Genomic DNA, 24,998 nt, shown 5'->3' on the forward strand with positions numbered 1-24,998 from the left:
CTCTGCCTTTCAGAACCGTCCCATGCCAGGTGACGCTGCGGGATGACAGTCGAACGACCGAAAGGAATGGGCCGGTGACCACCGATGACATCGATCCCGAGTTGATCGCGCTGGCCGGCAAGGTGTTCGACCTGGCTCGGCACGGCGATACCGAAAGGTTGGCCGCCTACGTGGATGCGGGCGTGCCCGTGGACCTCACCAACGAGGCGGGCGACACGCTGCTCATGCTCGCCGCATACCACGGTCACCCGAGCTCCGTCGCAGTGCTGGTGGAGCGGTCGGCAGACCCGAACCGCACCAACGACAGGGGGCAAACCGCCTTGGCCGGGGCGGTGTTCAAAGGCGAGTCCGACATCGTGCGTCTGTTGGCCAGCGCAGGAGCCGATCCCGATGCAGGTACCCCGACTGCTCGTGAAGCAGCCGCGATGTTCGGGCGGGAGGACCTGCTCGAACTGTTCGACCACTGAACACCGCATCACCCCCGCAAACGGACCGCGGTAACCGCCTTGCGCGCCGCCACCAGAACTGGATCCCATACCGGTGAAAACGGCGGTGCATAGCCGAGGTCGAGTGCCGTCATCTGCTCCACGGTCATACCGGCAGTCAGCGCCACCGCAGCGACGTCGATGCGCTTGCCCGCGCCTTCGCGGCCCACGATCTGCACCCCGAGCAATCGACCACTGTGCCGCTCGGCGAGCATCTTCACGGTGATCGGCGTCGCACCCGGGTAGTAGCTCGAACGACTGGTGGACTCGATGGTGACCGTCACGTATTGCAACCCTGCTGCGCGCGCGTCCTTCTCCCGCACGCCCGTGCGCCCCACCTCCAGGTCACAGACCTTGCTGACCGCGGTACCCACGACGCCCGGGAACGACGCATACCCGCCGCCGATTCCGGTGCCGATGACCTGACCGTGTTTGTTGGCGTGGGTACCCAGTGGCATATGGCGCAGGCGACCGGAAACCAGGTCCAGTACCTCGACACAATCGCCCCCTGCCCAGATGTTCTCGTATCCACGCACGCGCATGGCGAGATCGGTGCACAATCCTGCGTGCTCGCCCAGGGGCAGGCCCGCAGCTTCGGCCAGCCGGGTTTCGGGGCGTACACCGATTCCGAGCACCACCACATCGGCTGGATACTCCATGGTGTCGGTGACCACCGCAGCGACTCGGCCATCCGGACCGGTTCGGATCGCGGACACCTCGGTATTGCCAACGATCTCGATTCCCATCCCACACATCGCCTTGCGCACCACCGCGCCCATATCCGGATCGAGCGTGGACATCGGCTCGGCGCCGCGGTCGACCACGGTGACGTCGAATCCGCGCCGGACCAGCGCCTCAGCCATTTCGACACCGATGTAGCCAGCGCCCACCACGACGGCGCGGCGACCGGTGACCCATTCCAATGTCTCCAGCAATTCTCGACCGTCATCCAACGTCTGCACGCCGTGCACACCGGCGGCGTCCATGCCGGGCAGCGGCGGCCGGATCGGGCGGGCCCCGGTAGCGATGACCAGATGGTCATAGGCCACCCAGGTCTCGGCGCCGGCGTCCGGAGGACGAACCCGCACTCGGCTGTCGTCGAGGTCGATCGCGGTCACCTCGGTCTGCATCCGCAGATCGATACCACGAGCACGGTGCTGTTCGGGTGTGCGGGCAATGAGTGCCTCGCGCTCACGAACACGACCACCGACCCAGTACGGAATACCGCATGCCGAGAACGATGCGAACCCGCCGCGTTCGAACACGACGATCTCCAATGCGCTGGCGTCTTTCATACGGCGCGCCTGCGACGCCGCCGACATCCCGGTCGCATCCGCACCGACGACCACCACTCGCTCGCCCATGATCTTCACGCTACGGCAGCGTCCGACCGGTTCCGGCACGTGCAATCGAGCACGACGGCACCCGATTGCACGCTGTCGAGTCATGCGAGGCCGATCCTGCTCTAGGCTCGAAGGACCTGGCTGCGAGGTTCGTCCGGCTCTATCGCCGAGGGCACGAAGCATCGGCTCCGGAAGAGCCCCGACCGATCGCCACCTGTGCAGAAACGTGAAAAGCGTGGTCACTGCGAAATGGTGCGGTAGGGCACGAAGCCGGCAGAAGAGCATTCTGCGCGTGGCGAAGTGAGGAGAGGTGATGACGACGTCGGTGTCCCGAGCGCCCAATACGCATCACGAGTTGGCAGTCGATGAGGTGGTATCGCTGCTGGACACCGATCGCCGCCGTGGTGTGACCAGGCGAGACGCCGCCGACCGTTTGGTTCACTTCGGGCCTAACACGTTGCCTGTCGCAGGCGACGTCGGCTGGCTGAAGCGCACTGCCCGCCAGTTCCACCATCCACTGATCTACGTGCTGCTCGCCGCCGGCGCGATCACCGCGGGATTGCACGAGTATGTCGACGCCGTGGTGATCTTCGCAGTAGTGCTGGTCAACGCGATCGTCGGCTTCGTCCAAGAGTCCAAGGCGGAGGCCGCGCTCGAAGGATTGCGCTCGATCGTGCGCACCGACGCAACCGTGGTACGTGATGGGCGCAAACAGAGCGTGCTGTCGGACGAGCTGATCCCTGGTGATCTCGTTCTTCTCGAAGCAGGCGACAAGATCCCCGCTGACCTTCGGTTGACCCAGTCGGTGGAGCTCCAGGTGGACGAGTCTGCGCTGACCGGCGAGTCCGTGCCGGTGAGCAAGGGCGAGGTGGTGCTGCCGGCAGCCACACCGATCGCCGACCGACGCAACATCTTGTACTCGGGCACGCTCGCGGTCACCGGCAGCGGCGCTGGGATCGTGATCGCAACCGGCGCAGACACCGAACTGGGTGTCATCCACCGACTGGTCGGGGCCGCCGAAACCCTGGCGACGCCGTTGACGAAGAAGCTCGCAGGCTTCAGCAAGGTCTTGACCGCCGCCATCCTCGCGTTGGCCGCAGTGACATTCGGGATAGGACTGTTGCGCGGGCAAGATGTGGTGGACACCTTCACCGCCGCGATCGCGCTTGCGGTCGGCGCCATCCCGGAGGGGTTGCCAGCTGCGGTCACCATCACATTGGCGATCGGGGTCGCCCGGATGGCGCGACGACGGGCTGTGATCCGGCAGCTGCCGGCGGTGGAGACTCTGGGCAGCACAACGGTCATCTGTTCGGACAAGACCGGCACGCTCACCGAGAACCAAATGACCGTCCGCACCGTGTGGACACCGGGCAGTCGATTCGAGGTCACCGGCGCCGGCTACGCCCCGGACGGCGCTGTGCTCGACACTGCGGGACAGCCGCTGGAATCGGTGTCCCACCAGGCGCTACGTTGGTCGCTTCTGGCCGGAGCCGGCTGCAACAATGCTGCACTCACCCACGAGAGTGGGCGTTGGGAAGTAGTCGGTGACCCGACCGAGGGCGCCATGCTCGTGGTTGCGGCCAAGGCGGGCATCACTCCGGAGCATGTGACGCGGGTCGTGCCCAGGGTGGCGACGATCCCGTTCGACTCCCACCGTCGCTACATGGCCACGCTGCATCGCGACACGGCATCCGACGGGGCCGACCACATCGCCCTGGCCAAGGGAGCTGTGGAGCGCGTACTCGACCTGTGTTCGCTGCAGATGAACTCCAGCGGCGCCACCGAGCCACTCGACCGCGACGACGTTCTTCGCGCGGCCGACGACCTGGCGGGCCAGGGACTACGGGTGCTGGCCACCGCCACCTGCCCGGTGTCCGACCCCAGCCAGTTCGAACAGACGATTCTCGCCCGCCACCTGGTGCTGACCGGATTGCAGGCGATGCTCGACCCGCCACGTGCCGCCGCACCAGCAGCCGTGGCCGCCTGCCATACCGCCGGAGTCGCGGTGAAGATGATCACCGGAGACCATGCCGAAACCGCCAAGGCGATAGCAACCCACGTCGGCCTCCTCGACACCCGCACCGAGGGGGCACTACTCACCGGAAAGGACTTCGCCGCCCTCCCCGCCGAGCAAGTTCCCGAGGCGGTCGACCGTGCCAGCGTGTTCGCCCGAGTCTCGGCGGAACAGAAGCTCCGCCTGGTCGAGGCGTTGCAGGCCCGCGGCCACGTCGTCGCCATGACCGGCGACGGTGTCAACGACGCCCCCGCCCTGCGCCAAGCCGATATCGGGGTGGCAATGGGGGAAACCGGCACCGAGGTCGCGAAGGACGCCGCCGATATGGTGCTCACCGACGACGACTTCGCCACCATCGAGGCGGCCGTCGAAGAGGGGCGCGGCGTATTCGACAATCTGGTCAAGTTCATCACCTGGACCTTGCCGACAAATATCGGTGAGGGATTGGTGATCTTGGCTGCTATCGCGGCGGGGACGAGCCTGCCGATCCTGCCCACGCAGATCCTGTGGATCAATATGACCACGGCAGTCGCTCTCGGGCTGATGTTGGCATTCGAACCGAAAGAGTCCGGGATCATGAGCCGGCCGCCCCGCAACCCCGATCAGTCATTGCTCACCCGCGCCCTCATCGTTCGGACACTCTTGGTGTCGTTTCTCCTGGTCGCGGGGTCGTGGTGGCTGTTCGAATGGGAGCTGGGGCACGACGCGAACCTGGCCGAAGCCCGAACCGCGGCATTGAACCTCTTCGTTGTGGTCGAAGCGTTCTATCTGTTCAGCTGCCGCTCACTGACTCGATCGGCGTGGTGGATCGGGCTGCTGTCCAACCGGTGGATCATCGCCGGCATTGCCCTTCAAACCGTCGGCCAGCTCGCCATCACCTACCTACCGGCAATGAACACCGTATTCGGCACGGCGCCGATCGATGGCGCGACCTGGTTGCGCATCCTGGTCATCGCGGTCGTTGTCAGCCTCATCGTCGGGGTCGACAAACGCCTGCGCCGGCCCGACTATCACGCACCGTCGCGTTTCGAGGCTAGAACAGGAGCGGTGTGACGAACTTCGGCGACTACCAGAACGAGATCTACGCGCAAGGCCTTGCGGGTAGGCCACCCGACCTGCCGATGACCTACACCGAATTGGAAACACAGGCGCGTTCCGCGCTGCCCGCCGACATCTGGGCGTACGTTGCCGGCGGCGCGGGCGACGAGCTCACCCAACGGGTCAATGTAGCGGCGTTCGGCACATTCGGCGTGGTCCCGCGCATGCTCCGATCGAGCGCGAGCCGTGATCTGTCCATCGATCTGTTCGGCATTGCCATGCCGACCCCGATCTTCTTGGCGCCCATCGGGGTGATCGGGCTCTGCGCTCGAGACGGACGTGGAGATATCGCCACCGCGCAGGCAGCCGCGCGCACCGGTGTACCCATGGTTGCGTCCACGCTCACCGAAGATCCCATGGAGGTGGTGGCCGCAGAATTCGGTGCAACCCCCGGTCTGTTCCAGCTCTACATGCCATCCAACCGGGATCTGACGCACAACCTGGTCCGGCGGGCAGAAGCTGCGGGTTTCAAGGGCATCGTCGTCACTCTGGACACGTGGCTATACGGCTGGCGACCACGCGACCTCACACTGGCCACCTTCCCCCAGCTGCGCGGACACTGTCTGGCCAACTACTTCAGCGACCCGGTGTTTCGCAGCCTGACGCCCACACCCCCCGAGCAGGACCTGCAGACCGCCGTCATGACCTGGATCTCGCTCCTCGGCAGCCCCCCGACTTGGGACGACATGATCTGGCTGCGATCGCTGACCGATTTACCACTCGTACTCAAAGGGATCTGCCATCCCGACGACGCGCGCCGCGCCAAGGACACGGGCATGGACGGAATCTACTGCTCCAACCACGGCGGTCGGCAAGCAAATGGTGGCATCCCGGCGATCGAGCACCTGCCGGACGTGGTGGTAGCCGCCGACGGACTGCCGGTTCTGGTCGACTCCGGTATTCGCACCGGCGCCGACATCGTCAAAGCGTTGGCGCTGGGTGCCACAGCTGTCGGCATCGGCCGCCCCTATGCCTACGGTCTGGCGCTGGCGGGTGTCGAGGGCATCGTGCACGTGCTTCGCTGCCTACTGGCCGAAGCCGACCTGCTGATGGCGCTCGACGGGTATCCGGCCATCGCCGACCTCTCCCCCGAGGCGATCCGGCGTATCACCTAGCCGGCCGCCTGGCGCCGACCAACCGGTGACGCATCCGGTCGCGCGCACCAAGCTCGGCGCTGAGCGGGCGATGACACCGTGCTCGGCGATATCGAGCTTCGTTCACGGTCTGACTCGACAGTGGCATGGCGTCATTGTTAAGATCCGGTTCGGCTAATTGAGTTAGTTATATAGCTAACAATGATAGCTAGATATGAGGGATATCATGCAGGAGTACCTTGCGGTCGATGGTGGCACGATCGCCTACAGCGTGGAGGGGTCTGGCGCGCTGGTCGTTCTTGCGCACGGCATGGGCGACAGTCGCGCCGCGTACCGTGCGGTGATCCCGCCACTGGTGGCTGCAGGCCATCGGGTCGCCGCGGTCGATCTACGCGGCTGTGGCGAGTCCAGCGTCGGCTGGTCGGCGTGGAGTCGCACCGCCATCGCCGGCGACCTGCTCGCCGTGATCCGCCATCTAGGCGGCCCGGCCGTGCTCGTCGGCCACTCGATCTCGGGCGGCGCCGCCACCATCGCCGCGGCGCAGGAGCCCTCGCTGATCACCAAGGTTGTCGAGTTGGCGCCGTTCACCTGCAAGCAGTCGATCCGCTTCGGCGACCTACGGATAAAACGATTCCGGCGCGGCATGCTACGACTGCTCGGCACGGGCGTGTTCGGCAGCCTGCTGCTTTGGCGCTCGTACCTCGACGTGGCCTACCCCGGCGTGAAGCCGGCCGACTGGGTCGAGCGGCTCGGCCGTATCGACTCTCTGCTACAGGAGCCGGGCCGGATGAAGGCCATGCAGAGTATGGGCCGCAGCGCCCCGACCGACGCCGGCGCGCAACTCGGCAACGTCCGCTGCCCGGTTCTGGTAGTGATGGGCACGCTCGACCCCGACTGGGCCGACCCGCACGCCGAGGGACTGGCAATCGTCGATGCCCTGCCGCCTGGCCTCGGTCGCCTCGAGATGATCGAGGGCGCTGGGCACTACCCGCATGACCAGTTCCCCGACCAGGTGGTTTCACTGGTACTCGCCTTCCTCCGGTCGGAGGCCACAGGTGCCTAGGGTCGGCCTGGACCCGGCATCGGTGGTCGTGGCTGGTGCCGCACTCGCCGACCAGGTGGGCCTTGCCAACATGACGATGGGTTTGCTGGCCGAGCGGGTGGGCGTCCGCACCCCGTCTCTGTACAAGCACGTGGGCGGACAAAAAGACCTCAACCGGCGCATCGCGACTCTAGCGTTGAACGAGGCCGCTGACGCTATCGGCTACGCGGTCCAAGGGTACGCGGGCCGTGCGGCCTTGGCGGCCGCGGCGTGCGCCTTCCGCGCTTTCGTCCTGGAACATCCCGGCCGGTACGCCGCGACGATCGGTGTGGAACCGTCCAGCCACGACGACCCGCTGGCCACCGCGGGACAGCGACTGCTCGACGCGTTCACCGCGATCCTGCGCGGCTACGACATCGGAGAGTCCGACGTGGACCACGCCCTCCGTACACTCCGTAGCCTCTTCCACGGCTTCGCCACATTACAGGTGGCGAACGCCTTCCAGTGGAGTACCGACGTCGATGAGAGCTTCGAGTGGCTGATCACCTTCGCCGATCGAGGCCTGCGCACTCTATGAGGACGCCGGTCGTGTCGGCGGGCTGAACCAGCATGTCCTCGAACTCAGCGCCATCGCCGACACTCTCTGCTACCACCACAAAAGACAACGACCCGCGCCGCTGTCCACGCGTCGAGGGTTTCGAGAATCCGGACCCGGCCATGGATGTCGGTGGCTGATGGCAGTGTCGGCTGCTGTGACTACTTCAGCTGATGACGACTCCTGGATTCATGATCATGGACCGCGGTTCCCGACGTCGAGTGAGATCAACGAACCGGAGGCGGTGTAAACACCATGACCGGTGGTCTTGGGTGGATGTACGGCAGGGATCTGCCGCTGCTCAACCTTACCTTCGCCCGTCAGATCAACGCCAGGGAGCTGTTGGAACGGATGGGTGTCGACCGAAACACCGTGGCAGTGCGCGGGCCGGATGACTTCCACTACGAGCTGGGCGGTCTACTCTACGAAGACGGCGGATACGTGGTCAGCGCAGGACATTACCGAAGCTGGGCCTGGGCTTGGGAGGAAGGAAGTTGGAAATGCATGCAGGACCGAGGATTGGTGCTGCGCGCCTCGATCGGAACCGCAGCCTTGGTGCTGTACGCCAACCCAAAATTGGTGGGGTTCCACTACGCCGAGGACGGCCGCCTCGTCACCGGATTCGGCAACAGCCTCGCCCCAGCCGACCGAACAGGTAGCGACCCGCACCGCTTCGACACCGAGATGCAGACTCTCGGCGCCCGACCCGAAGAAGACGAATACGGTCCTTTGGGGTCCCTCGGATTGTTCTACCGACTTGCGGAGAACCTCGGTGTCGGGGTGCCGGAGGACCTCCACGAGCGTCCCGTCCTCAGCGGCCGGCTCCTGCCCCCAGCCTCGCGGTAGCTGCCGAGCCACTCACGTGCGCCGCCTACCTGGGTCGGCGGGGACTACCTCAGGTTCAACGAGACGGGGCATCGGTCCGAGATCGTCCGAGCGCGCACCGCCACCGCCGACCCGTACGGACTGAATGTCCTAGGCGGTCACACCGGTCTACATGCAACGTCTGTTCACGGGGCTGACGATCGCAGCTCTGTATACCAGTGCATGGTGACGGCGAATCCGCGCCCGAATGTTCACCGCTCGAGGATTTCGTGAGCGCGGATGACGGCCTCGCCCTCGAGCACTTCGGCGGATTCCTCGCGGCCATAGGCCCATCGACCTCTGCCCGACCTCAAAATCGCCGCCACCGCCGAGCTGAACGGACTCATCGTGGTTCGCTCTCGACCAACCGGATTAACCCAGTGCGCACAAATCCGGGGTACGCCTACTATGCGCGGATGACCATCCTAGTAACCGGGGCCACCGCAAACATCGGACGCAAGGTTGTCGACCACCTACTCGCCTTGGGCATCACCGATATTCGCGCTCTCACCAGCAACCCGGAGAAGGCCGCACTACCCGCCACGGTGCACGTAGCCGAAGGCCACCTGCGGCGACCGGAAACCCTGCCCGCAGCGTTCGCCGGGGTGGACAGAATGTACTTGGCGCCCACGCCGGACAGTGTCACCGAGGTTCTCGGACTGGCCCGGGCCGCCGGCGTGCAACATGTCGTCGACCTGTCCGGTGAACCGGAAAGTTGGTGGGGTACCGTCTGCACGGCTGTCGAGGAAAGCGACTTGGCGTGGACCCACTTGTGGCCCGGTGATTTCATGGAGAACACGCTGCTCTGGTCGCACCAGATACGCGAGACCGGCGTTGTCCGGGAACCGCGGCCCGATGCCGCAAGCGCGCCCATCGCCATGGACGACATCGCTGCCGTCGCCGCTACGCTGCTCACCGACCTCCATCCGGGCCGGGCTTTCTCTCTGGCGGGGCCGCAGATCCTCACCCGTACCGACCTCGTCCGGCAACTCGCCAACGCACTCGGCCGCGACATCGCCTTCTGCCGGTCGTCGCGAGAGGACACCGTCACCGCTCTGACCCCGACGATGGGAGACTCCGCGACGTGGTACGTCGACAATGCCCTTGCCGGTTTCGACCTGACACCCCCGGTTCTGCCCCTCACCAGTGTTCAGGACATCACTGGCCGAACAGCGACGACGTTCGCTCGGTGGGCCGCAGACAACGCCCCACGCTTCGCCGCTGGCTGAATGCTCACCGCCTGGGCCTTTCGAGCCTGCGCCCACCACCTGCTGACGGATCGGCACTCGCAGCAGTCGGACGTACGACGCGCCGCCCGATCGAAGGACATGCGGCGGGTCGGTGCACTCCGAGGCGGCGGCTGTGTGTGCCGATTCCGAGACAGGTGACCTCACCACGGCTGCGCGGGAAGCTCTCACCTGTGCGGATCTCGGACTCGCGGGCCGCGACCACTACGTCCGTGTGGCCCTACGGTGTTCTCGGGGACTCACCCCACGGCGACGTTTGAAGGCGGTACTCAGGGCGAAGGAGCTGCCGTAACCCACCTGGCGGGCAACCGCAGCGACGGTGGCGTCCGGCTCGCACAGCAGGTCGGCGGCCAGAGCCAGTCGCCAGTCGGTGAGATAGGACATGGGCGGTTCGCCGACCAACGCGGTGAATCGGCGGGCCAACGCCGCACGGGAGACTCCGGTTTCGGCGGCCAGTGACGCCACGGTCCAGGGCTGGTCCGGATTGTGGTGGAGCATCCGCAGGGCCCGACCGACGACGGGATCCTGATATGCCCGGTACCAGCCGGGGGCTTCGCCCCAGGGTCGGGTGAACCATTCGCGTAGCACCGCGATGAGCAGGAGGTCGAGCAGCCGGTCGAGGATCGCTTCCTGGCCGGGGTCGTCTTTGACGATCTCGCTGGCCAGCAAGGGGATCAACGGGGAATCCCAGGAGTCGCCCGACACTACGAGCAGCGATGGCAGTGTGTTCAGCAGCCGTCGACTGACCTCGCTTTGCATGGTGTACGTGCCGGTGAGCAGCATCGTCGGGCCGTGCGTGCTGTTGCCCCAGGTCCGTACCCCACACTCGGTCATCCAGGACAGTTCCTGTCCATCCGGTCCGGTGCAGCGCTGGCCCGGATGGATCACGACCTGCGGTGTCGTGGACAGGTCGTCGGCGACCGTGTACGGATCGGGGCCGCGGATGATCGCGACATCCCCGGGGTTCAGCCGTGCCGCCGTGCCCGCGTGCGGAATGATCCAAGCGTCACCTCGGACCATGGCCACCAGGGTGAGTGGCGCCTCGTCTCTGATCGCCATCGACCACGGTGGGGTCAGGACCGAACGCAGCAGGAACGCGCCTCGGGCCCGGGGTCCGTCGAGAAGACCTACGACTGCATCCATGTAGACGATTGAACACATAATTGCGAGCATCAGCCATGTGCTGTCTCACATTGGTGTACTTCAATGGTCGGTATGACAAACGAGCGAGAGCACAAGCCCATCCTGGTCCTCGGCGGCACCGGCAAGACCGGCCGCCGAATCGTGGAACGCCTGAACGGACGTGGAGTCCCGGTCCGGATTGGTTCCCGCACCGCCCAGCAGCCTTTCGACTGGACCGACCAGACGACCTGGGCGCCGGTCCTTCGCGACATGGAGACGGTGTATGTCTCCTACTACCCCGATCTGGCAGTGCCGGGCGCGCTCGAGGCGGTCGGCGCATTCACCGAACTCGCGGTGGCGTCCGGGGTCTCGCGACTGGTGCTGCTTTCCGGCCGCGGTGAGGACGAGGCCAAGGCCGCCGAAGAACTCGTTCAGTCCTCCGGAGTCGAGTGGACGATCCTGCGGTCGGCTTGGTTCAACCAGAACTTCAGCGAAGACTACCTCCTGGAACCGGTGCGCGGCGGTGCGGTCGTTCTCCCAGCCGGGGCCGTGCCCGAGCCGTTCATCGACGCCGACGATATCGCCGAGGTGGCCGTGGCGGCACTGACCGAGCACGGGCACGCCGGTCGGCTCTACGAGCTGACCGGGCCCCGGTTGCTCACCTTCGGCGAGGCGATCGCCGAGATCTCCACCGCGACGGGCCGGGCCATCGACTTCGTGCAGGCTTCCCTCGAGGAGTACGCCGATGCCCTCACCGCCGAAGGCGTTCCCGCCGAGTTAATCGAGCTGCTGACGTACCTTTTCACGACCTTGTTGGACGGCCGCAACGCACAGGTGGCCGACGGCGTTCAGCGTGCGCTGGGCCGGCCACCCCGAGACTTCGCCGACTACGCCACGAACACCGCGGCCACCGGAATCTGGGGCAAGGCTTGACGCCCACCCCGCCCACACCCACGCACTCGCCGTGTGCCACTGGCGACGTCGACACCAGAACTACGCCCGACAACTCCGACATCGAAGACAATCCTTGTAACACAACGAAATACAACTGTCTTGCTTGAACCTTCCTGGACTGGCTGGAGACTCCCGATATAGCAAGGGAGACTGTCAGTCATGGCGGCACCACGGAAGTTCGACGAGGAGACCCGTGCTCGGGCGGTGCGGATGTATCAGGACCGGATCCGCGAGCACGGGGACTCGATGGCCAGCGCGCGCCGGCATGTCGGAGCACTGCTGGATATCAACCCCGCGACCCTGCGGAACTGGGTTACCCGCGCCGAACAAGGCGATACCGGCCCGGCCGCAGCGGCTGCGACCGAGTCCGACGAACTCCAAGCGCTGCGGCGTGAGGTCGTCGAATTACGCAGGGCGAACGAGATTTTGCGGACCGCGAGCGCGTTTTTCGCGGCGGCGGAGGTCGACCGCCGACTGCGGTGATCGTCGACTACATCGACGAACACCGGGACAAATTCGGGTCGACCCGATCTGCCGTGTGCTGACCGAGCACGGGCTCAAGATCGCCCCGTCCACCTACTACGCCGCGAAGCAACGCGGCATCAGCGACGCCACCTGGGCCGATGCCCACGCCGCGAACAGGTTGTTCGACCTGTGGCGCACGAATCGGGGCCTGTATGGGGTGCGCAAGCTCTGGCACACCGCCCGCCGGGCGGGCCACAATATCGGCCGTGATCAGGTAGCGCGGTTGATGCGGTTGACCGGCATCGATGGAGTTGTTCGTGCCTCGGCGCACCACCAGAACCACCGAACCGGGCCCCGCGGCCGAGCCGCGGCATCCGGATCTGATCGAGCGGGCGTGGTCGACACCGGTGCGTCCGGATCAGTGGTGGGTTGCCGATTTCACCTACTGCTGGACTTCGGCCGGGTTCTGTTACACCGCGTTCTATGTGGACGTGTATTCGCGGCGGATTCTGGGTTGGCGGGTGATGACGTCGAAGACGACACCGTTGGTGACGTCGGTGCTCGAACAAGCGTTGTTCACCCGCCGGCGAACCGATTTCCGTTTCACCGCAACAGGAGTGATACATCCTTCCGATGCGGGGTCTCAATATACGTCACTGGCCTTCACCGAGACATTACGGGATTCGGGTATCGCCGGGTCCATAGGCAGTGTCGGAGATGCCCTCGATAACGCGCTCATGGAATCGGCGATCGGGCTCTACAAGACCGAGCTGATCGACCCGAACTCGGTCTTCTCCGGGCGAGCGGAGTTGGAGCGGGAAACCGCGTCCTGGGTGCACTGGTACAACACCACGCGCCTGCACTCCGCGATCGGATACCAGCCACCGGTCGAATATGAACACATCTACCATCAACAGACCATCTCGGCCGAGGTGGCCTGAACTCGGGTCTCCAACGGATCCAGGACAGTTCATGCTACCAACGAAGGAGACGCCACATGGTGCAGGTGGAACTGTCTGCAGGCACGATCGAATACGAGGACACCGGTGGAGACAAGCCGGCTCTGGTCTTCATACATGGTCTGATCATGGACGGCACGCTGTGGCGCCACGTCGTCGACCAGCTGCGCGACGAACTCCGCTGTATCCTTCCGACCTGGCCGTTGGGCGGACACCGAATCCCGATGAACCCCGACGCTGATCTCTCGCTTGTCGGAGTAGCCGGGCTCATCGGTGAGTTCCTCGGGAAGTTGGATCTTCACGACGTCACCCTGGTTCAAAACGACTGGGGTGGGGCGCAGATTCTCATCGGCACCGGCGATACCGAACGCGTGGGTCGCGTTGTGCTGACCTCGTGCGAGGCGTTCGACAACTACCCTCCTTGGCCCGCCAAGATCATCGTGGCCTCCCGCCTGGTCCCGGGCGGGTTGCGTGCGGTGATGGCAGTGCTCGACACCCGCTTGGGCAGACGCAGTCCGGTCACCTGGGGCTCGATGAGCAAGCGGCCCGTACCCACCGCGGTGATGGATGAATGGTTCCGCCCGGCTACGGTCGACCGCAGTATTCGGCGGGACCTCGAGAAGTATCTCGGCTCCGTTCCGAAGCGTGCCCGGATGCTCGAAATCGCCAACCGTTCGGCACAATTCACGAAACCGGTCTTGATCGCCTGGGCAACCGAAGACCGGGTGATGCCCATTGCGCACGGTCGTCGCCTGGCAAAACTCTTCCCGAATGCGCGGCTGGTCGAGATTGCCGACAGCTATACATTGATCCCCGAGGATCAGCCGAAACTATTGGCCGGAGCCATCGGGGACTTCCTCGGAGATACTCGTGCTCGATGAAGGAATCGTTGCCATCCGACGCCATCCCTGCAGCGGCGGCGCCTCGCGCATGTGGCCCACACCGTGCTCGGGCGGGATCACATGCGCGAGACGAACTCGAATCAGTTCCGTAGCGGGGTGAAGTCGCGGCTACCGATGTATTCCGGCCGGCGCGCCGGAGCGGCGAACGGTTCGACAATGGTGTTCTCCACGCTGTTGAACACCACGAAAATGTTCGATCGCGGGAACGGCGTGATGTTGTTCGCCGATCCATGCATGAGATTCGAGTCGAACAACAGCGCCGAGCCCGCCGTGCCCGTGAACTGCGTGACCCCGTACTGCTTCGCCAACGTGGTGACGTCTTTGGGAGTCGGTACGCCGATCTCTTGTTCCTGCAACGACTCCCGATAGTGCTCGGCCGGGGTGCTGCCCTGACACGGCACAAAGGTGCGCTGCGAGCCCGGCATCACCATGAGGCTGCCGTTGAACGGATAGTTCTCCGTCAGTGCAATCGACAAGCTCACCGCCCGCGGGGTGGGCATGCCGTCTTCGGCGTGCCAAGTCTCGAAATCCGAATGCCAATAGAAACCGGTACCACGGAATCCTGGCATGTAATTGACGCGACTCTGGTGTATGTACACCTTCGAGCCGAGAATCGGCTCGACCAGCTCCAGCACCCGGGGTTCTCGCACCAGATCCGCGATCGCAGCACTGAGCTTGTGCACCTCGAAGATCGACCGCACCCGATTCGACGTCTTCTCCACGATGAATCGGTCGTCCTCACGCAGTTCCGGATCGGACGCGAGCCGATCGATCTCGGCACTGAACTCGGCTACCTCGGCGGGAGTGAGGAAATCGTCGAGGATGGCGAACCCGTCGGCATCGAACGATGCGATCTTCGGATTGTCGACTGTCCCCCACACCGTGGGGTCGGTGCGCTGCACATGGGCGCCCGGCGCGCCGAGACGGGTCGCATAGCGATCGTCACGATCAGTGCCGAGTCGCGTATCGGTGTGCTGCAGAACCATAGGTGCCTTTACCCTCCGATCGTCGGGGTGACTAGTGGATAGACGCCGTTGCTGTCGTGAACCTCCTGCCCCGTGACCGGCGGGTTGAACACGCACATCATTCTCATCCGGGTACGTACGTCGAGGCGATGACGTTCGTGCCCATCGAGCAGGTACATCGAGCCCGGACCCAGCTCGTAGGTGACGTCGTTGTCCAGGTCGGTCAACGTTCCCTCACCCTCGATGAGCCACACTGCCTCGATGTGGTTGAGGTAGTGGAACTCGTGCACGCCCCCGGCATCGATGGTGGTCTCATGGAAGGAGAAGCCGACCCCGTCGCCACCGAGAACGATGCGCTTGCTGCGCCAGCCCTCGCCCGCCACGTCGCGCTCGGTGTCGGTGATCCCCGAGGTGGTACGCACGATCATGCATTCGCTCCCATCCCACCGCACACCGACTCGACCGCATCGGCGAGGATGCGCAGGCCCTGGTCGAGTTCCTGCTCGGTGATGGTCAATGGTGGCAGAAGCTTCACTACTTCGTCGGTGGATCCGGATGTCTCGACCAGCAGACCGCGCTCGAAGGCGATCTGGCACACTTTGCCCGCCTGCGAGGCGTCGTCGAACACCACGCCGTGCACCATGCCGCGACCGCGGGTGGTGACACCGGAGAAATGCCCGGCCAGTTCGCCGAGGGTGCGCGCGATCTGATCGCCCTTCTTCTGGGTCGCGACTGCGAGAGCGTCGTCGGACCAGTAGTGGCGCAGTGCCGTCGTCGCGGTCACGAATGCGGGATTGTTGCCACGGAAGGTGCCGTTGTGCTCGCCGGGCGACCACTCGTCCAGCTCCGGTTTGAACAGCACCAGTGCCATCGGGAGGCCGTAGCCACTGATCGACTTCGACAACGTGACGATATCGGGCTTGATGCCGGCTGCCTCGAAGGAGAAGAACGGTCCGGTCCGGCCGCACCCCATCTGGACGTCGTCGACGATCAACAAGATCTCTCTGGAGGCGCACAGGTCTGCGAGGTGGCGCAGCCATTCGGCGCGGGCGACATTGACCCCGCCTTCACCTTGTACGGTCTCCACGATCACCGCGGCCGGGCGGTCGACGCCCGACGAGGAGTCGTCGAGCACCTTCTCCATCCATTGGAAGTCGGTGGCGCCAGCACCGAGGTACCCGTCGTAGGGCATCCGGGCGGTGTGCGCCAACGGGACGCCGGCACCGGCGCGTTTGGTGGCGTTGCCGGTGACCGACAGCGCGCCGAGCGTCATACCGTGGAAAGCATTGGTGAAGCTGACGATCGTCTGCCGGCCGGTGACCTTGCGTGCCAGCTTGAGTGCCGCCTCCACGGCATTGGCGCCGGTCGGCCCGGGAAACTGCACCTTGTATTCCAGACCGCGCGGAGTCAGCAGCGTATCGCGCAAGGTCGTGAGCAGGTCGCGCTTGGCCGCTGTGGACATATCCAGGCCGTGGGTGATGCCGTCACCGGCGATGTAGTCCAGCAGCGGCTGCTTGAGGACATCATTGTTGTGTCCATAGTTCAACGAGCCCGCACCGGCGAAGAAGTCCAGGTAGTCCTTGCCCTCCTCGTCGTGCAGCCAGCTCCCTTTGGCGGTGGTGAACACTGTGGGCCACCCGCGGCAGTAGCCTCGCACATTCGATTCGAGGCTTTCGAACACGGTGGTATTGCTGTTGATCATCGATGACTCTCCTCGATGGTGCCGGCGGTCGGTGCGATACGGTACAGCTCCTCGGATGCGTGACCGTCCGGGAAGGCGTCGGCATCGAACAAGGAACTGTTGGTGATGTCGGCCGCTCGCGCTCGCGCTACCGACGTGAACATGGCGATGGAGGCCGTGTTGTCCGACGTGATCGTCGTTTCGAGTACCGAAACACCCTGGTCGGCGACTCGGTCGAGCAAGCTGTGGAGCAGCTGCGCGGCGATTCCGCGACCGCGTTGAGAACGGTCCACCGCGATCTGCCAGACGAAGACGGTGTCGGGCGCCTGCGGGCGAACGAACCCGGTCACAAAGCCCACGACTCGGCCATCCACGTCCGCGACCACTGACGTTTCGGCGAAATCTCGACACCACAGCAGGTATGAGTAGCTCGAATTGACATCGAGCACCGCGGAATCCTTGGCGATACGCCACATCGACGCGCCATCGCCCAGGTTGGGCGCGCGCAGCACTACCGATCCGGTGTCACTCCGAGACGAAGCGCCCCCTGGAGCGGTCGCGGCGTCGTCGACGCGTCCACGCTCGATCTGCGCTGGGGGCAGGGTTGGCAATGACATACAACTCCCTCGTAGGGTCAGCAGTACTAATCCAGGCTTCCGAAGCGACTTTGAGGTGAACCTGTCGACTTCTTTACGGTCGTGTTACAGATGGATGTCACCCAACCGGGGCAGACGCATGACGAAGCGCGCGCCACCACCAGGACGTTCGGTGCATTCGACTCGCCCGCGGTGAGTGGCTACCGTTTCGGCGACCAATGCCAGACCGATGCCCGTTCCGGTGGGTGAGCGTCTGCCGCTACGGGCAGTCGCGAACCGTTCGAAAATGCGGGTTCGGTCCGCGAGTGGCACACCGGGACCGGCATCGTCGACGGTGATCACCGCGTCGCTGCTGTCGCGGCTCACGGCTACGGCGACCACCCCGCCTCCGTGCCGGTCCGCGTTGTGCAGCAGGTTGGCCACCGCGCGCTCCAGTTCCAGTTTGCGGCCACGCACGGTCACGTCCTGGTCGACGATGAGCAGATCGGCGGAATAGCGTCGGTCGGCCAAGGTGTGGGTGAGCAGATCACGCACCGACAGCGGCTCGACATCGCCGTTGTGCCGCCCGGCCTCCACCCGGGCCAACGCAAGCAGGTCATCCAGCAATCGGCGCAGATGATCGACCTCGTCGGTGACCAGTCCCAGTGCGCGTTGCGATCGTTCCGGCAGCTCGGTGCGGTGGCGATTGAGTACGTCCACGCTGGCCATCAGCGTGGTCAATGGGGTCCGCAGTTCGTGACTGACGTCGCCGAAAACGCGGTGTTCGCGCTCGATGCGCCGCTGCAACGAGTCCACCATGATGTTGAAGGCCTCGAGGGCGGCGGCCAGATCCTGGTCGCCGCCGACAGTGAGGCGCAGGTCGAGGTCGCCAGAGGTGATCTCGGCAGCACCCCGGCCGAGCTGGTGCAGCGGCACCAACACCCGCCTACTCGCCCACCAACCCAGAGCTGCGCCGAGCAGAGTCGTCACGACAGCGCAGCCGATCAAGACAGCACCCAGCACGCCGGCCGTGACCTCGCTGTCCGCGGCCGGCTCGGATCCTGCGTACGGTATCTCCACCCGGTTGCCGGCGGCAATGAACGCCGTGGTCGCCATCGTCGTCGACATCAGCGCGGTGAGCGCAGCGAACGCCGCGGTCACCTGGCCGCGCAGACCCCAGGTGTGCGGGTGCCAGCGTTTGGCACGTGCGGAGAGTTCAGCGCTGGACATCGAGCCGGTAGCCGAGACCGCGCACCGTGACCACGATGCGCGGATCGGATGGATCTTGTTCGATCTTGGTGCGCAAACGGCGCATGTGGACATCCACGATCCGCTCGTCGCCGAAAAATCCTCGGTCCCAGACACGTTCGAGCAGCACTGTGCGGCTGAGCACTCTGCCGGGCGACTCCGCCAGCTCACAGAGCAGCCGGAACTCGGTGAGCGTGAGCCGGATCTCCTCGTCGCCACGGCGCACGACGCCGCTGTCCTGCGCGAGGATCAGCGGAGCCTCCTCGTCGGCGTCGAGAACCATTTCCGGCGGCGCCTCCCGCTCGGCGGTCAAGCGGGCGCGGCGGCGCACTGCGCGCATGCGAGCAGTGATCTCCTTGATCTCGAACGGCTTGGTCACGAAATCGTCGGCGCCGGCCTCGAGCGCGGCCACCACGTCGTGGGTGTCATCGCGGGCGCTGACCACGATGATCGGTACGTCGTGGTCGCGGCGGATCTCGCGAATGCACTCGAACCCGTCCATACCGCCCAGCATGAGATCGACGATCATCACATCGGGGACGCCGTTGCTGCGCAGGTGGGTGAGCGCGTCCTCGGCTTCCTCGGCCTCGTCGACGTCGTAGCCCTCGTCTTCCATGGCGAGGCGCAACGCACCACGGACCCGGTCGTCATCTTCTACGATCATCAGGTTTGCGCTCAAGACCCTAATCCCTTGCAGACACGCGGAGGCGCGTCAAGATGCGGACACCCGCATCCACATGCCAACGAGACCCTCCGCTTCGAGCAACCTTGCTCAATTTCGGATACCCGGGAGGCTAGCTGGTAAACGTCCGGCAGACCGACATGACGGCTGCTGCCCGCCGCTGCGTGCGACCCGATTCACAGGCTTGGCGATGACCGGATCATGTGATTCTCCCGGGAATTCCGCCGCTGGACAAATTTCGGCAAGTGCCGTCCTGTCGTCGAATTACTTTCGGCCGCAGGGCATTTTACCTCTCCAGGGTATCACGTTGCCGCCTCGCGCATCATCAGCGAACGACAGAATCGAATCGACGAGCTGGTAGGTTCCAGCCGGAGGCCGATCAACTCCGGTGATGAGACTCACGGTGATGCCAGCGGCCCGCAGGCTACCCTGGCCCCTCCAGGCGGTTGAAGTTGCTCGGCACACCGTCGGCATCGGACTCCTGATACCAGAAGCGCAGGTTGCGCGCATCGAACGTGGCCAACCATTCGTCCCAATCCACCCGGCGCAACACGGCGCCGCCATATCCGGGGAAGTCGAACCGCAACGCCCCGAGCTGGCCGTTGTGTTCGCTACCCGGGGTCGTCGCCGGTCGGGCGCCACGCTGTTCGGCCCACCTGCGAATGACACCGTGATTTCTGGTGACCACAATCCCCTCGGCCCGAGTCGGCGGCCTGGTTCCACCCGGCCCGAGCTGCGGGTTCCGGGCGCCTGGTCGTCGCTGGTCTGTCATGACGAGCTCCTCGAGCCATCGGCATCTGTTGTCGGGCTGGCGTCCAACTACCCCACGGGTGTCTGACTACCCCACGGGTAACTTGTGCAAACTGGTCGACTCGGAGCCCCCTGCTCGCCGGTCATCAGGTCGTCGATGACGCTCAGTCGCGCAGCGCCTGCTCGCGCAGCGCGTGCAACGTCCGGGACAGGATACGCGACACATGCATCTGCGACACTCCGAGCCGCTCGGCGATCTGGTTCTGGGTGAGTGATTCGAAAAACCGCATGATCAGTACCTGACGCTCGCGGTCGGGCAGAGCACCGATCAGCGGCCTCACCGCCATGAAGTCTTCGACCAGGTGATACGAGGGCTCCTCGGCGCCCAGGCTGTCGAGCAGGGGCAATGTGCCGTTGTCGGTATCGTCGCCGGCCACGGTGTCGATAGATGCCGACTGGTAGGCGTTGCCTGCGATCAGAGCCTGCATCACCTCGACCACGTCGACGTCCAACTGCACCGCGATCTCACGAGCTCGCGGCATCCGCCCGAGGCGCTGGGACAATGTCTCCACCGCCGCACCGATGCTCAGCTGGATCTCCTTGGTCCGCCGCGGCACCCGCACCGCCCAGGTGTTGTCGCGAAAATGCCGCCGGACCTCGCCCATGATGGTCGGCACGGCGAACGACAGAAACGACGATCCGCGCGACACATCGAAGCGGTCGACGGCCTGTACCAGCCCCAATCGTGCAACCTGTAGCAAGTCCTCGTAGTTCTCCCCACGTCCGGAGAACTTCCGTGCGATGTGCTCGGCCAGCGGAAGACAACGCTCGATCAACTCGAGACGCATGGCCGCCCGCCGGGGGTCGTCCGTAGCCAGCGCCTCGATCTTCTCGAACAGCGGCTCGACATTGTCGTAGCTGTCGCGGCGTGATCCCGACTCCGGAACGAACCCACGGCGTCGTGCTCGGTTCACACCTCCAGCGCCATCTGCACCGACGAATAGTGCGTGAACAACGACCGCACACCGGTCACCTCGAGCGCCCGCTCGACTCCAGGGCCGCCTGCAACGATCCGCAGATCGGGACCACCGGATTCGCCGGTTCGTAGGGCGCCCAGTCGCATGGCCACGCGCAGGCTCAAAAATCTGGTCGCCTGCAGATCCACCACAACTGCCGCACACGATGTCCGCAGGGCTCGCTCGACCGTGTGGTAGAACTCGCCCGACACGGCGGCATCCAACTCGCCCTCGACCCGAACCACGACACAGTTACAGGGCCGATTCACCCGCTGGACCCACACCCGGTTGTCGCAGCGATATTCGGGTCCCGAACCGTCGAGACGCACGTCCGCGGCAGGTTCTCGGAGCAGAGAAATGGCAGACAAGTCGAACCTCCGAAGTACGAAGATTCCAGTTCCGCGCGACGGCTGGTCATGGAGGCGGCAGGTGAACGAATCGGGTATCGTGCCGCCCCATCGATCGGTTACTCCGTACGCGTCGAACCGGGGTCGGCTGTGGTCTCAACCTTTCTACAGTGTGGCACGGCCGACTCGTTCCCGGCGGCGTTCGGCAGGACAACTACGACGGCTTGCGACCCGCGGTCGGTGCGCCGGCAATCGGAGCCGCCCGATTCCCGAACCCGGGGTTCCTCACCCACGCGTGATACCGGCTTTCGACGCGACATAGCGGGTCATTGCCCAGTTCAAACCGCGCATCGCGAGGGTATACGCGGGAGGAAAGTACCGTTGGGTCCACCAACCGACGCGGATGTCGGGGGAGGTGAAGATCAGGTACCGGTCACGTTCGACACCATGCACGATGGATCGGGCTGCGGCCTCCGGCGACACCGCATGCCGGCTGAACACCGACATGCCGCGCTGCACCGCCAGGGCGGTGCGATCGACGCCCGCGATGTCGATACTGTCCACCATGGGTGTGGCCATCGCCCCCGGACACACGAGGCTGACCCCGATACGGTGCCGGGCCAGGTCGAAGCGCAAGACCTCCGATACTCCACGCAGACCGAACTTGGCCGCGCTGTAGGGTGCGTGCCAGGGCAGCCCGAACAATCCGGCGGCCGAGGACACGTTCACGATGTGACCGCCGCGACCGGTCTGGATCATCGAGGGAACGAAGGCCTCGATGACATGAATCGGGCCCATGAGGTCGATGTCGATGGTGCGCCGCCACTGTGCGTGCGCCAACCGGTCGACGGTACCCCAGGTGGCGATACCCGCCACGTTCATGACGATATCGACGGTGCCGACCCGAGAGTGCGCCTCGGCTGCCAATGCCACGACCTGGTCGTAGTCACTGACGTCCACGGCCGTGGCCAGGTGCACGGTCGCCCCCGCGGCACGGGCGTCGGCGGCGGTCCGAGCGAGTCCCTCGGGGGCGATGTCGGTCAGCACGAGCGACGCACCCTTGTCTGCGGCGGCGAGTGCCGTGCTGCGACCGAGTCCGCTGGCCGCTCCGGTGATCACACAAGTCTTACCGCCGAAACTCGTCATAGCCGACGACCCTACGCAACCGCGATCACTTGGGTCCATGAACCGATCACTCGGCATGCACCACCGTGGGCGGGTGGTTGCGCCGGCCCTGGCACCCTGACATGCGCCGGGCTCACGCTGTTCGCGAACCTTCCAACGGAGACGTCGGGGTCGAGGCCCCCTCGGCCGCGCTGAAGGTGAGTATGCCCTCGTCGATCACGTCCTCGCGCAACAACTTGCGGTCGTGGTAGTAGTTGTGGGCCATCCACCACGGTCCGTTGGTGCCTTGTCGTACCATCGCCGCATCCCCGCGCTGCACATAACCGGCGGTCAACGAGCTGCCCATGATCGAGTGCGGGCTGCGATCACTGTCGCGGGCAACGGCTTCCACCCGGGTCAGACCGTTGGCTTTCATATGGTTGAGCACACGGCAGAAGTATTCGGCCGCCAGATCTGCCTTCAGCGTCCACGAGGCGTTGATATAGCCGAACACGACCATCGCGTTCGGCACGCCGTCCAAGAGCGCACCTTTGTAGAACACCCGATCGCGGACCACCACCGGCTCACCGTCCACTTCCAGGCTCATCCCACCGAGCATCTGCAGGGTCAAGCCGGTCGCGCTGACAACCAGGTCGGCAGGTATCTCCTCCCCGGAGACCAAACGGATTCCATTCTCGGTGAACGTCTCGATGTGGTCTGTGACGATCGACGCCTTGCCGTTTCGCACTACCTTGAAGAAGTCACCATTGGGCACCATGCACAGACGTTGGTCCCACGGGTTGTAGGTGGGAGTGAAGTGGCGCATGTCGACGTTTGCGCCGACCTGCATCCGCACGGCGCCGAGCAGAACTTTCTTGACCGCCTTCGGGTTGCTGCGTGAGAGCTGATAGATCATGCGCTGCAGTGCGATATTTCGGATGCGCCCGATCCGGTAGATGATCTTGGCAGGCACCTTGGCCAGTTTCATGCCCACTGCCATGGGGTCGTCGGCGGGCAATGTGGTGGCGTAGGTCGGCGAGCGCTGCAACATGGTGACGTGAGCTGCCTTGTCGCTCATTGCCGGAAGCAGTGTGATCGCGGTGGCGCCGGAGCCGATCACCACCACGCGCTTGCCGGAGTAGTCGAGCCCTTCTGGCCAGTGCTGGGGATGCACGATCTGCCCACCGAAGTTCTCTTCGCCGGGAAACCGTGGGCGATAGCCGTTGTCGTAGTCGTAGTAACCGGTACAGCCGACCAGGAAATTGCAGGTGTAGATCTCGGTCTCACCGGTTTGTTCGTCTATCGCCTCGACTGTCCACATAGCGGTCGCGCTGGACCAGCGCGCTGTGGTCGCTCTCCGACCGAACCGGATATGTTCGGTGATGCCGTATTCGACTGCGGTCTGCTCGATGTAGTCGCGAATCCACGGCCCTTCGGCCAGCACCTTCGTGCCGTGCCACGGACGGAAGTCGTATCCGAACGTGAACATGTCGGAGTCGGACCGAATGCCGGGGTAACGGAACAGATCCCAGGTGCCGCCGATGGACGTTCTACGTTCCAGAATCGCATAGCTGCGACCTGTCTGCTGCCTGGTGAGATGGCATGCCATGCCGATTCCCGAAAGTCCAGCACCGATTATCAATACGTCGACATGCCGCGTCATGGAAGTACTCGTTTCGTTCAGTTGGCCGCGCGCACTAGCGAGTACGCGCGGAGACAGGCTACGTGTGATCACTGGTTACGTCTAGTCCGGGTCCGGCGGCATACGAGGTGCGCAAAGCCTTGTCCGCGTTCATATATCGATGAGTGGTGAACCAAACATGACATCACACCGCTGACGTTGTCTCATATGCGCCATCACTGAATGGGATATTGACTTCATTCTTGCTTTCTGATATCAAATGGCGCACAGTTGTTTCCGATGGCTGGGGTGTGCGGCCATCGGAACGATCCTCGGCCGAGGACGCGAGCGGCCCGATAGCGGCTCTGAACACCGTGACATGAGAAGAGTCGAATGAAACTTCTGCCCTTGTTCTTACGTCGACCGATGGAGGCGGTCTACGAGCGTCGACTGGCCACGACCTAGGCCGGACTGCCGCGACCACAACACATCGGAATCATGCTCGATGGCAATCGCCGGTGGGCGAGAGAAGCCGGCCACGACGATGTGCGGGAGGGATATCGCGTCGGCGGCGCCAAAGTGGCGGAGTTTCTGGAATGGTGCACGGCTGCAGACATCGCACACGTCACCCTCTTCATGCTCTCCGATGACAATCTCGGCCGCCCTGCAGCGGAACTCGAGTCGCTGGTCGAGATCATCGAAACAACTGTGTGCGACATCGCCGCCGAAGGTAGAAGTTGGGAAGTCCAGGTAATCGGATCACTCGATCTACTCCCGGCGGCCCCCACGGCGTATAGCCGAGATTCGTGAACAGTCGAGACCGAA

At 64.7% G+C, this 24,998-nt stretch carries 24 protein-coding genes, 1 pseudogene and 1 other annotated feature; of the genes and pseudogenes, 11 read left to right on the forward strand and 14 right to left on the reverse strand.

Annotated features, from left to right (window positions below):
- Window positions 1–74 precede the first annotated feature (74 nt).
- Entirely contained in the window at window positions 75–467 is a 393-nt protein-coding gene (locus K940_RS0106850) for an ankyrin repeat domain-containing protein (RefSeq protein WP_028476924.1), read from the forward strand.
- An 8-nt stretch (window positions 468–475) separates the two neighbouring features.
- On the opposite strand, the gene K940_RS0106855 is transcribed toward K940_RS0106850, so the two are convergent.
- A complete protein-coding gene (locus K940_RS0106855) occupies window positions 476–1,849 on the reverse strand; it encodes an FAD-dependent oxidoreductase (RefSeq protein ID WP_028476925.1) in 1,374 nt (457 codons plus the stop codon).
- A gap of 292 nt (window positions 1,850–2,141) precedes the next feature.
- On the opposite strand from K940_RS0106855, the gene K940_RS0106860 reads away from it, so the two are divergent.
- The 5 genes from K940_RS0106860 to K940_RS0106880 all read left to right on the forward strand — a co-directional run bounded on the left by K940_RS0106860 (window position 2,142) and on the right by K940_RS0106880 (window position 8,517).
- Window positions 2,142–4,895, forward strand: coding sequence for an HAD-IC family P-type ATPase (locus K940_RS0106860; protein ID WP_028476926.1), 2,754 nt, complete (start codon window positions 2,142–2,144; stop codon window positions 4,893–4,895).
- Complete coding sequence (locus K940_RS0106865; RefSeq protein WP_028476927.1) at window positions 4,892–6,055, forward strand: alpha-hydroxy-acid oxidizing protein; 1,164 nt, start codon at window positions 4,892–4,894, stop codon at window positions 6,053–6,055. The genes K940_RS0106860 and K940_RS0106865 overlap by 4 nt, the downstream gene beginning before the upstream one ends.
- A gap of 193 nt (window positions 6,056–6,248) precedes the next feature.
- The gene (locus K940_RS0106870) at window positions 6,249–7,097 is read left to right on the forward strand and encodes an alpha/beta fold hydrolase (protein ID WP_196812120.1); all 849 of its coding nucleotides are present in this window, start codon (window positions 6,249–6,251) and stop codon (window positions 7,095–7,097) included.
- Window positions 7,090–7,653 (forward strand): TetR/AcrR family transcriptional regulator, encoded by a 564-nt coding sequence (locus K940_RS0106875; RefSeq protein WP_196812121.1) that lies wholly within the window; start codon window positions 7,090–7,092, stop codon window positions 7,651–7,653. The genes K940_RS0106870 and K940_RS0106875 overlap by 8 nt, the downstream gene beginning before the upstream one ends.
- Window positions 7,654–7,926: 273 nt before the next feature.
- Window positions 7,927–8,517, forward strand: coding sequence for a DUF6461 domain-containing protein (locus tag K940_RS0106880; protein WP_155980772.1), 591 nt, complete (start codon window positions 7,927–7,929; stop codon window positions 8,515–8,517).
- A gap of 230 nt (window positions 8,518–8,747) precedes the next feature.
- Here K940_RS0106880 and K940_RS33910 read toward each other — a convergent pair whose 3' ends face one another.
- Complete coding sequence (locus K940_RS33910; RefSeq protein WP_255342578.1) at window positions 8,748–8,882, reverse strand: hypothetical protein; 135 nt, start codon at window positions 8,880–8,882, stop codon at window positions 8,748–8,750.
- Between the two features lie 69 nt (window positions 8,883–8,951).
- Between K940_RS33910 and K940_RS0106895 the strand changes: the two genes are divergently transcribed.
- The gene (locus K940_RS0106895; RefSeq protein WP_028476931.1) at window positions 8,952–9,764 is read left to right on the forward strand and encodes an SDR family oxidoreductase; all 813 of its coding nucleotides are present in this window, start codon (window positions 8,952–8,954) and stop codon (window positions 9,762–9,764) included.
- 222 nt (window positions 9,765–9,986) lie between these two features.
- On the opposite strand, the gene K940_RS0106900 is transcribed toward K940_RS0106895, so the two are convergent.
- Entirely contained in the window at window positions 9,987–10,925 is a 939-nt protein-coding gene (locus K940_RS0106900; RefSeq protein WP_028476932.1) for an AraC family transcriptional regulator, read from the reverse strand.
- Window positions 10,926–10,997: 72 nt separating this feature from the next.
- Here K940_RS0106900 and K940_RS0106905 point away from each other — a divergent pair, with 72 nt between their 5' ends.
- The 3 genes and pseudogenes from K940_RS0106905 to K940_RS0106920 all read left to right on the forward strand — a co-directional run bounded on the left by K940_RS0106905 (window position 10,998) and on the right by K940_RS0106920 (window position 14,163).
- Window positions 10,998–11,837: an NAD(P)H-binding protein gene (locus K940_RS0106905; RefSeq protein WP_028476933.1), complete on the forward strand. Its 840-nt coding sequence runs from the start codon at window positions 10,998–11,000 to the stop codon at window positions 11,835–11,837.
- 180 nt (window positions 11,838–12,017) lie between these two features.
- Window positions 12,018–13,264 (forward strand): annotated as a pseudogene (locus tag K940_RS27225) (IS3 family transposase).
- Window positions 12,299–12,429 (forward strand) — a sequence feature (AL1L pseudoknot). It overlaps the preceding pseudogene by 131 nt.
- 56 nt (window positions 13,265–13,320) lie before the next feature.
- A complete protein-coding gene (locus K940_RS0106920) occupies window positions 13,321–14,163 on the forward strand; it encodes an alpha/beta fold hydrolase (RefSeq protein WP_028476935.1) in 843 nt (280 codons plus the stop codon).
- Between the two features lie 101 nt (window positions 14,164–14,264).
- Here K940_RS0106920 and thpD read toward each other — a convergent pair whose 3' ends face one another.
- From thpD to K940_RS0106980, 11 genes are all read right to left on the reverse strand, one after another.
- Window positions 14,265–15,170 (reverse strand): ectoine hydroxylase, encoded by a 906-nt coding sequence (gene thpD / locus K940_RS0106925; protein ID WP_036527737.1) that lies wholly within the window; start codon window positions 15,168–15,170, stop codon window positions 14,265–14,267.
- A gap of 8 nt (window positions 15,171–15,178) precedes the next feature.
- A complete protein-coding gene (locus tag K940_RS0106930; protein ID WP_028476937.1) occupies window positions 15,179–15,577 on the reverse strand; it encodes an ectoine synthase in 399 nt (132 codons plus the stop codon).
- Complete coding sequence (gene ectB, locus K940_RS0106935) at window positions 15,574–16,851, reverse strand: diaminobutyrate--2-oxoglutarate transaminase (protein WP_028476938.1); 1,278 nt, start codon at window positions 16,849–16,851, stop codon at window positions 15,574–15,576. Before ectB ends, K940_RS0106930 begins: the two co-directional genes overlap by 4 nt.
- Window positions 16,848–17,306 carry a diaminobutyrate acetyltransferase gene (gene ectA, locus K940_RS0106940; protein ID WP_231390282.1) on the reverse strand — a complete coding sequence of 153 codons (459 nt, stop codon included), beginning with the start codon at window positions 17,304–17,306 and terminating at the stop codon, window positions 16,848–16,850. Before ectA ends, ectB begins: the two co-directional genes overlap by 4 nt.
- 225 nt (window positions 17,307–17,531) lie before the next feature.
- Complete coding sequence (locus K940_RS27230) at window positions 17,532–18,635, reverse strand: HAMP domain-containing sensor histidine kinase (protein WP_051406948.1); 1,104 nt, start codon at window positions 18,633–18,635, stop codon at window positions 17,532–17,534.
- On the reverse strand, window positions 18,622–19,332 hold the full coding sequence (locus K940_RS0106950) for a response regulator transcription factor (protein WP_028476940.1): 711 nt from the start codon (window positions 19,330–19,332) through the stop codon (window positions 18,622–18,624). The genes K940_RS27230 and K940_RS0106950 overlap by 14 nt, the downstream gene beginning before the upstream one ends.
- Before the next feature lie 427 nt (window positions 19,333–19,759).
- A complete protein-coding gene (locus tag K940_RS27235) occupies window positions 19,760–20,107 on the reverse strand; it encodes a hypothetical protein (RefSeq protein ID WP_231390276.1) in 348 nt (115 codons plus the stop codon).
- A gap of 142 nt (window positions 20,108–20,249) precedes the next feature.
- The gene (locus K940_RS0106960; protein WP_028476941.1) at window positions 20,250–21,059 is read right to left on the reverse strand and encodes an RNA polymerase sigma factor SigF; all 810 of its coding nucleotides are present in this window, start codon (window positions 21,057–21,059) and stop codon (window positions 20,250–20,252) included.
- On the reverse strand, window positions 21,056–21,469 hold the full coding sequence (locus K940_RS0106965; protein ID WP_028476942.1) for an STAS domain-containing protein: 414 nt from the start codon (window positions 21,467–21,469) through the stop codon (window positions 21,056–21,058). Before K940_RS0106965 ends, K940_RS0106960 begins: the two co-directional genes overlap by 4 nt.
- Before the next feature lie 264 nt (window positions 21,470–21,733).
- Window positions 21,734–22,594: an SDR family oxidoreductase gene (locus tag K940_RS0106975; protein WP_028476943.1), complete on the reverse strand. Its 861-nt coding sequence runs from the start codon at window positions 22,592–22,594 to the stop codon at window positions 21,734–21,736.
- Window positions 22,595–22,706: 112 nt separating this feature from the next.
- Complete coding sequence (locus K940_RS0106980; RefSeq protein ID WP_028476944.1) at window positions 22,707–24,215, reverse strand: NAD(P)/FAD-dependent oxidoreductase; 1,509 nt, start codon at window positions 24,213–24,215, stop codon at window positions 22,707–22,709.
- A 456-nt stretch (window positions 24,216–24,671) separates the two neighbouring features.
- On the opposite strand from K940_RS0106980, the gene K940_RS27240 reads away from it, so the two are divergent.
- Window positions 24,672–24,983 (forward strand): undecaprenyl diphosphate synthase family protein, encoded by a 312-nt coding sequence (locus tag K940_RS27240; protein WP_196812122.1) that lies wholly within the window; start codon window positions 24,672–24,674, stop codon window positions 24,981–24,983.
- Window positions 24,984–24,998 lie beyond the last annotated feature (15 nt).

The sequence above is a fragment of the Nocardia sp. CNY236 genome (assembly GCF_000482385.1).
Taxonomy (GTDB): Bacteria; Actinomycetota; Actinomycetes; order Mycobacteriales; family Mycobacteriaceae; genus Nocardia.

What these genes read in the sequence shown, in the direction of transcription:
- K940_RS0106855 (WP_028476925.1), bottom strand. Translation starts at nt 1,849, where the DNA reads ATGGGCGAGCGAGTGGTGGTCGTCGGTGCGGATGCGACCGGGATGTCG.
- K940_RS0106860 (WP_028476926.1), top strand. Translation starts at nt 2,142, where the DNA reads ATGACGACGTCGGTGTCCCGAGCGCCCAATACGCATCACGAGTTGGCA.
- K940_RS0106870 (WP_196812120.1), top strand. Translation starts at nt 6,249, where the DNA reads ATGAGGGATATCATGCAGGAGTACCTTGCGGTCGATGGTGGCACGATC.
- K940_RS0106880 (WP_155980772.1), top strand. Translation starts at nt 7,927, where the DNA reads ATGACCGGTGGTCTTGGGTGGATGTACGGCAGGGATCTGCCGCTGCTC.
- K940_RS33910 (WP_255342578.1), bottom strand. Translation starts at nt 8,882, where the DNA reads ATGAGTCCGTTCAGCTCGGCGGTGGCGGCGATTTTGAGGTCGGGCAGA.
- K940_RS0106895 (WP_028476931.1), top strand. Translation starts at nt 8,952, where the DNA reads ATGACCATCCTAGTAACCGGGGCCACCGCAAACATCGGACGCAAGGTT.
- K940_RS0106900 (WP_028476932.1), bottom strand. Translation starts at nt 10,925, where the DNA reads ATGGATGCAGTCGTAGGTCTTCTCGACGGACCCCGGGCCCGAGGCGCG.
- K940_RS0106905 (WP_028476933.1), top strand. Translation starts at nt 10,998, where the DNA reads ATGACAAACGAGCGAGAGCACAAGCCCATCCTGGTCCTCGGCGGCACC.
- K940_RS0106920 (WP_028476935.1), top strand. Translation starts at nt 13,321, where the DNA reads ATGGTGCAGGTGGAACTGTCTGCAGGCACGATCGAATACGAGGACACC.
- thpD (WP_036527737.1), bottom strand. Translation starts at nt 15,170, where the DNA reads ATGGTTCTGCAGCACACCGATACGCGACTCGGCACTGATCGTGACGAT.
- K940_RS0106930 (WP_028476937.1), bottom strand. Translation starts at nt 15,577, where the DNA reads ATGATCGTGCGTACCACCTCGGGGATCACCGACACCGAGCGCGACGTG.
- ectB (WP_028476938.1), bottom strand. Translation starts at nt 16,851, where the DNA reads ATGATCAACAGCAATACCACCGTGTTCGAAAGCCTCGAATCGAATGTG.
- ectA (WP_231390282.1), bottom strand. Translation starts at nt 17,306, where the DNA reads ATGTGGCGTATCGCCAAGGATTCCGCGGTGCTCGATGTCAATTCGAGC.
- K940_RS27230 (WP_051406948.1), bottom strand. Translation starts at nt 18,635, where the DNA reads ATGTCCAGCGCTGAACTCTCCGCACGTGCCAAACGCTGGCACCCGCAC.
- K940_RS27235 (WP_231390276.1), bottom strand. Translation starts at nt 20,107, where the DNA reads ATGACAGACCAGCGACGACCAGGCGCCCGGAACCCGCAGCTCGGGCCG.
- K940_RS0106975 (WP_028476943.1), bottom strand. Translation starts at nt 22,594, where the DNA reads ATGACGAGTTTCGGCGGTAAGACTTGTGTGATCACCGGAGCGGCCAGC.
- K940_RS0106980 (WP_028476944.1), bottom strand. Translation starts at nt 24,215, where the DNA reads ATGACGCGGCATGTCGACGTATTGATAATCGGTGCTGGACTTTCGGGA.
- K940_RS27240 (WP_196812122.1), top strand. Translation starts at nt 24,672, where the DNA reads ATGCTCGATGGCAATCGCCGGTGGGCGAGAGAAGCCGGCCACGACGAT.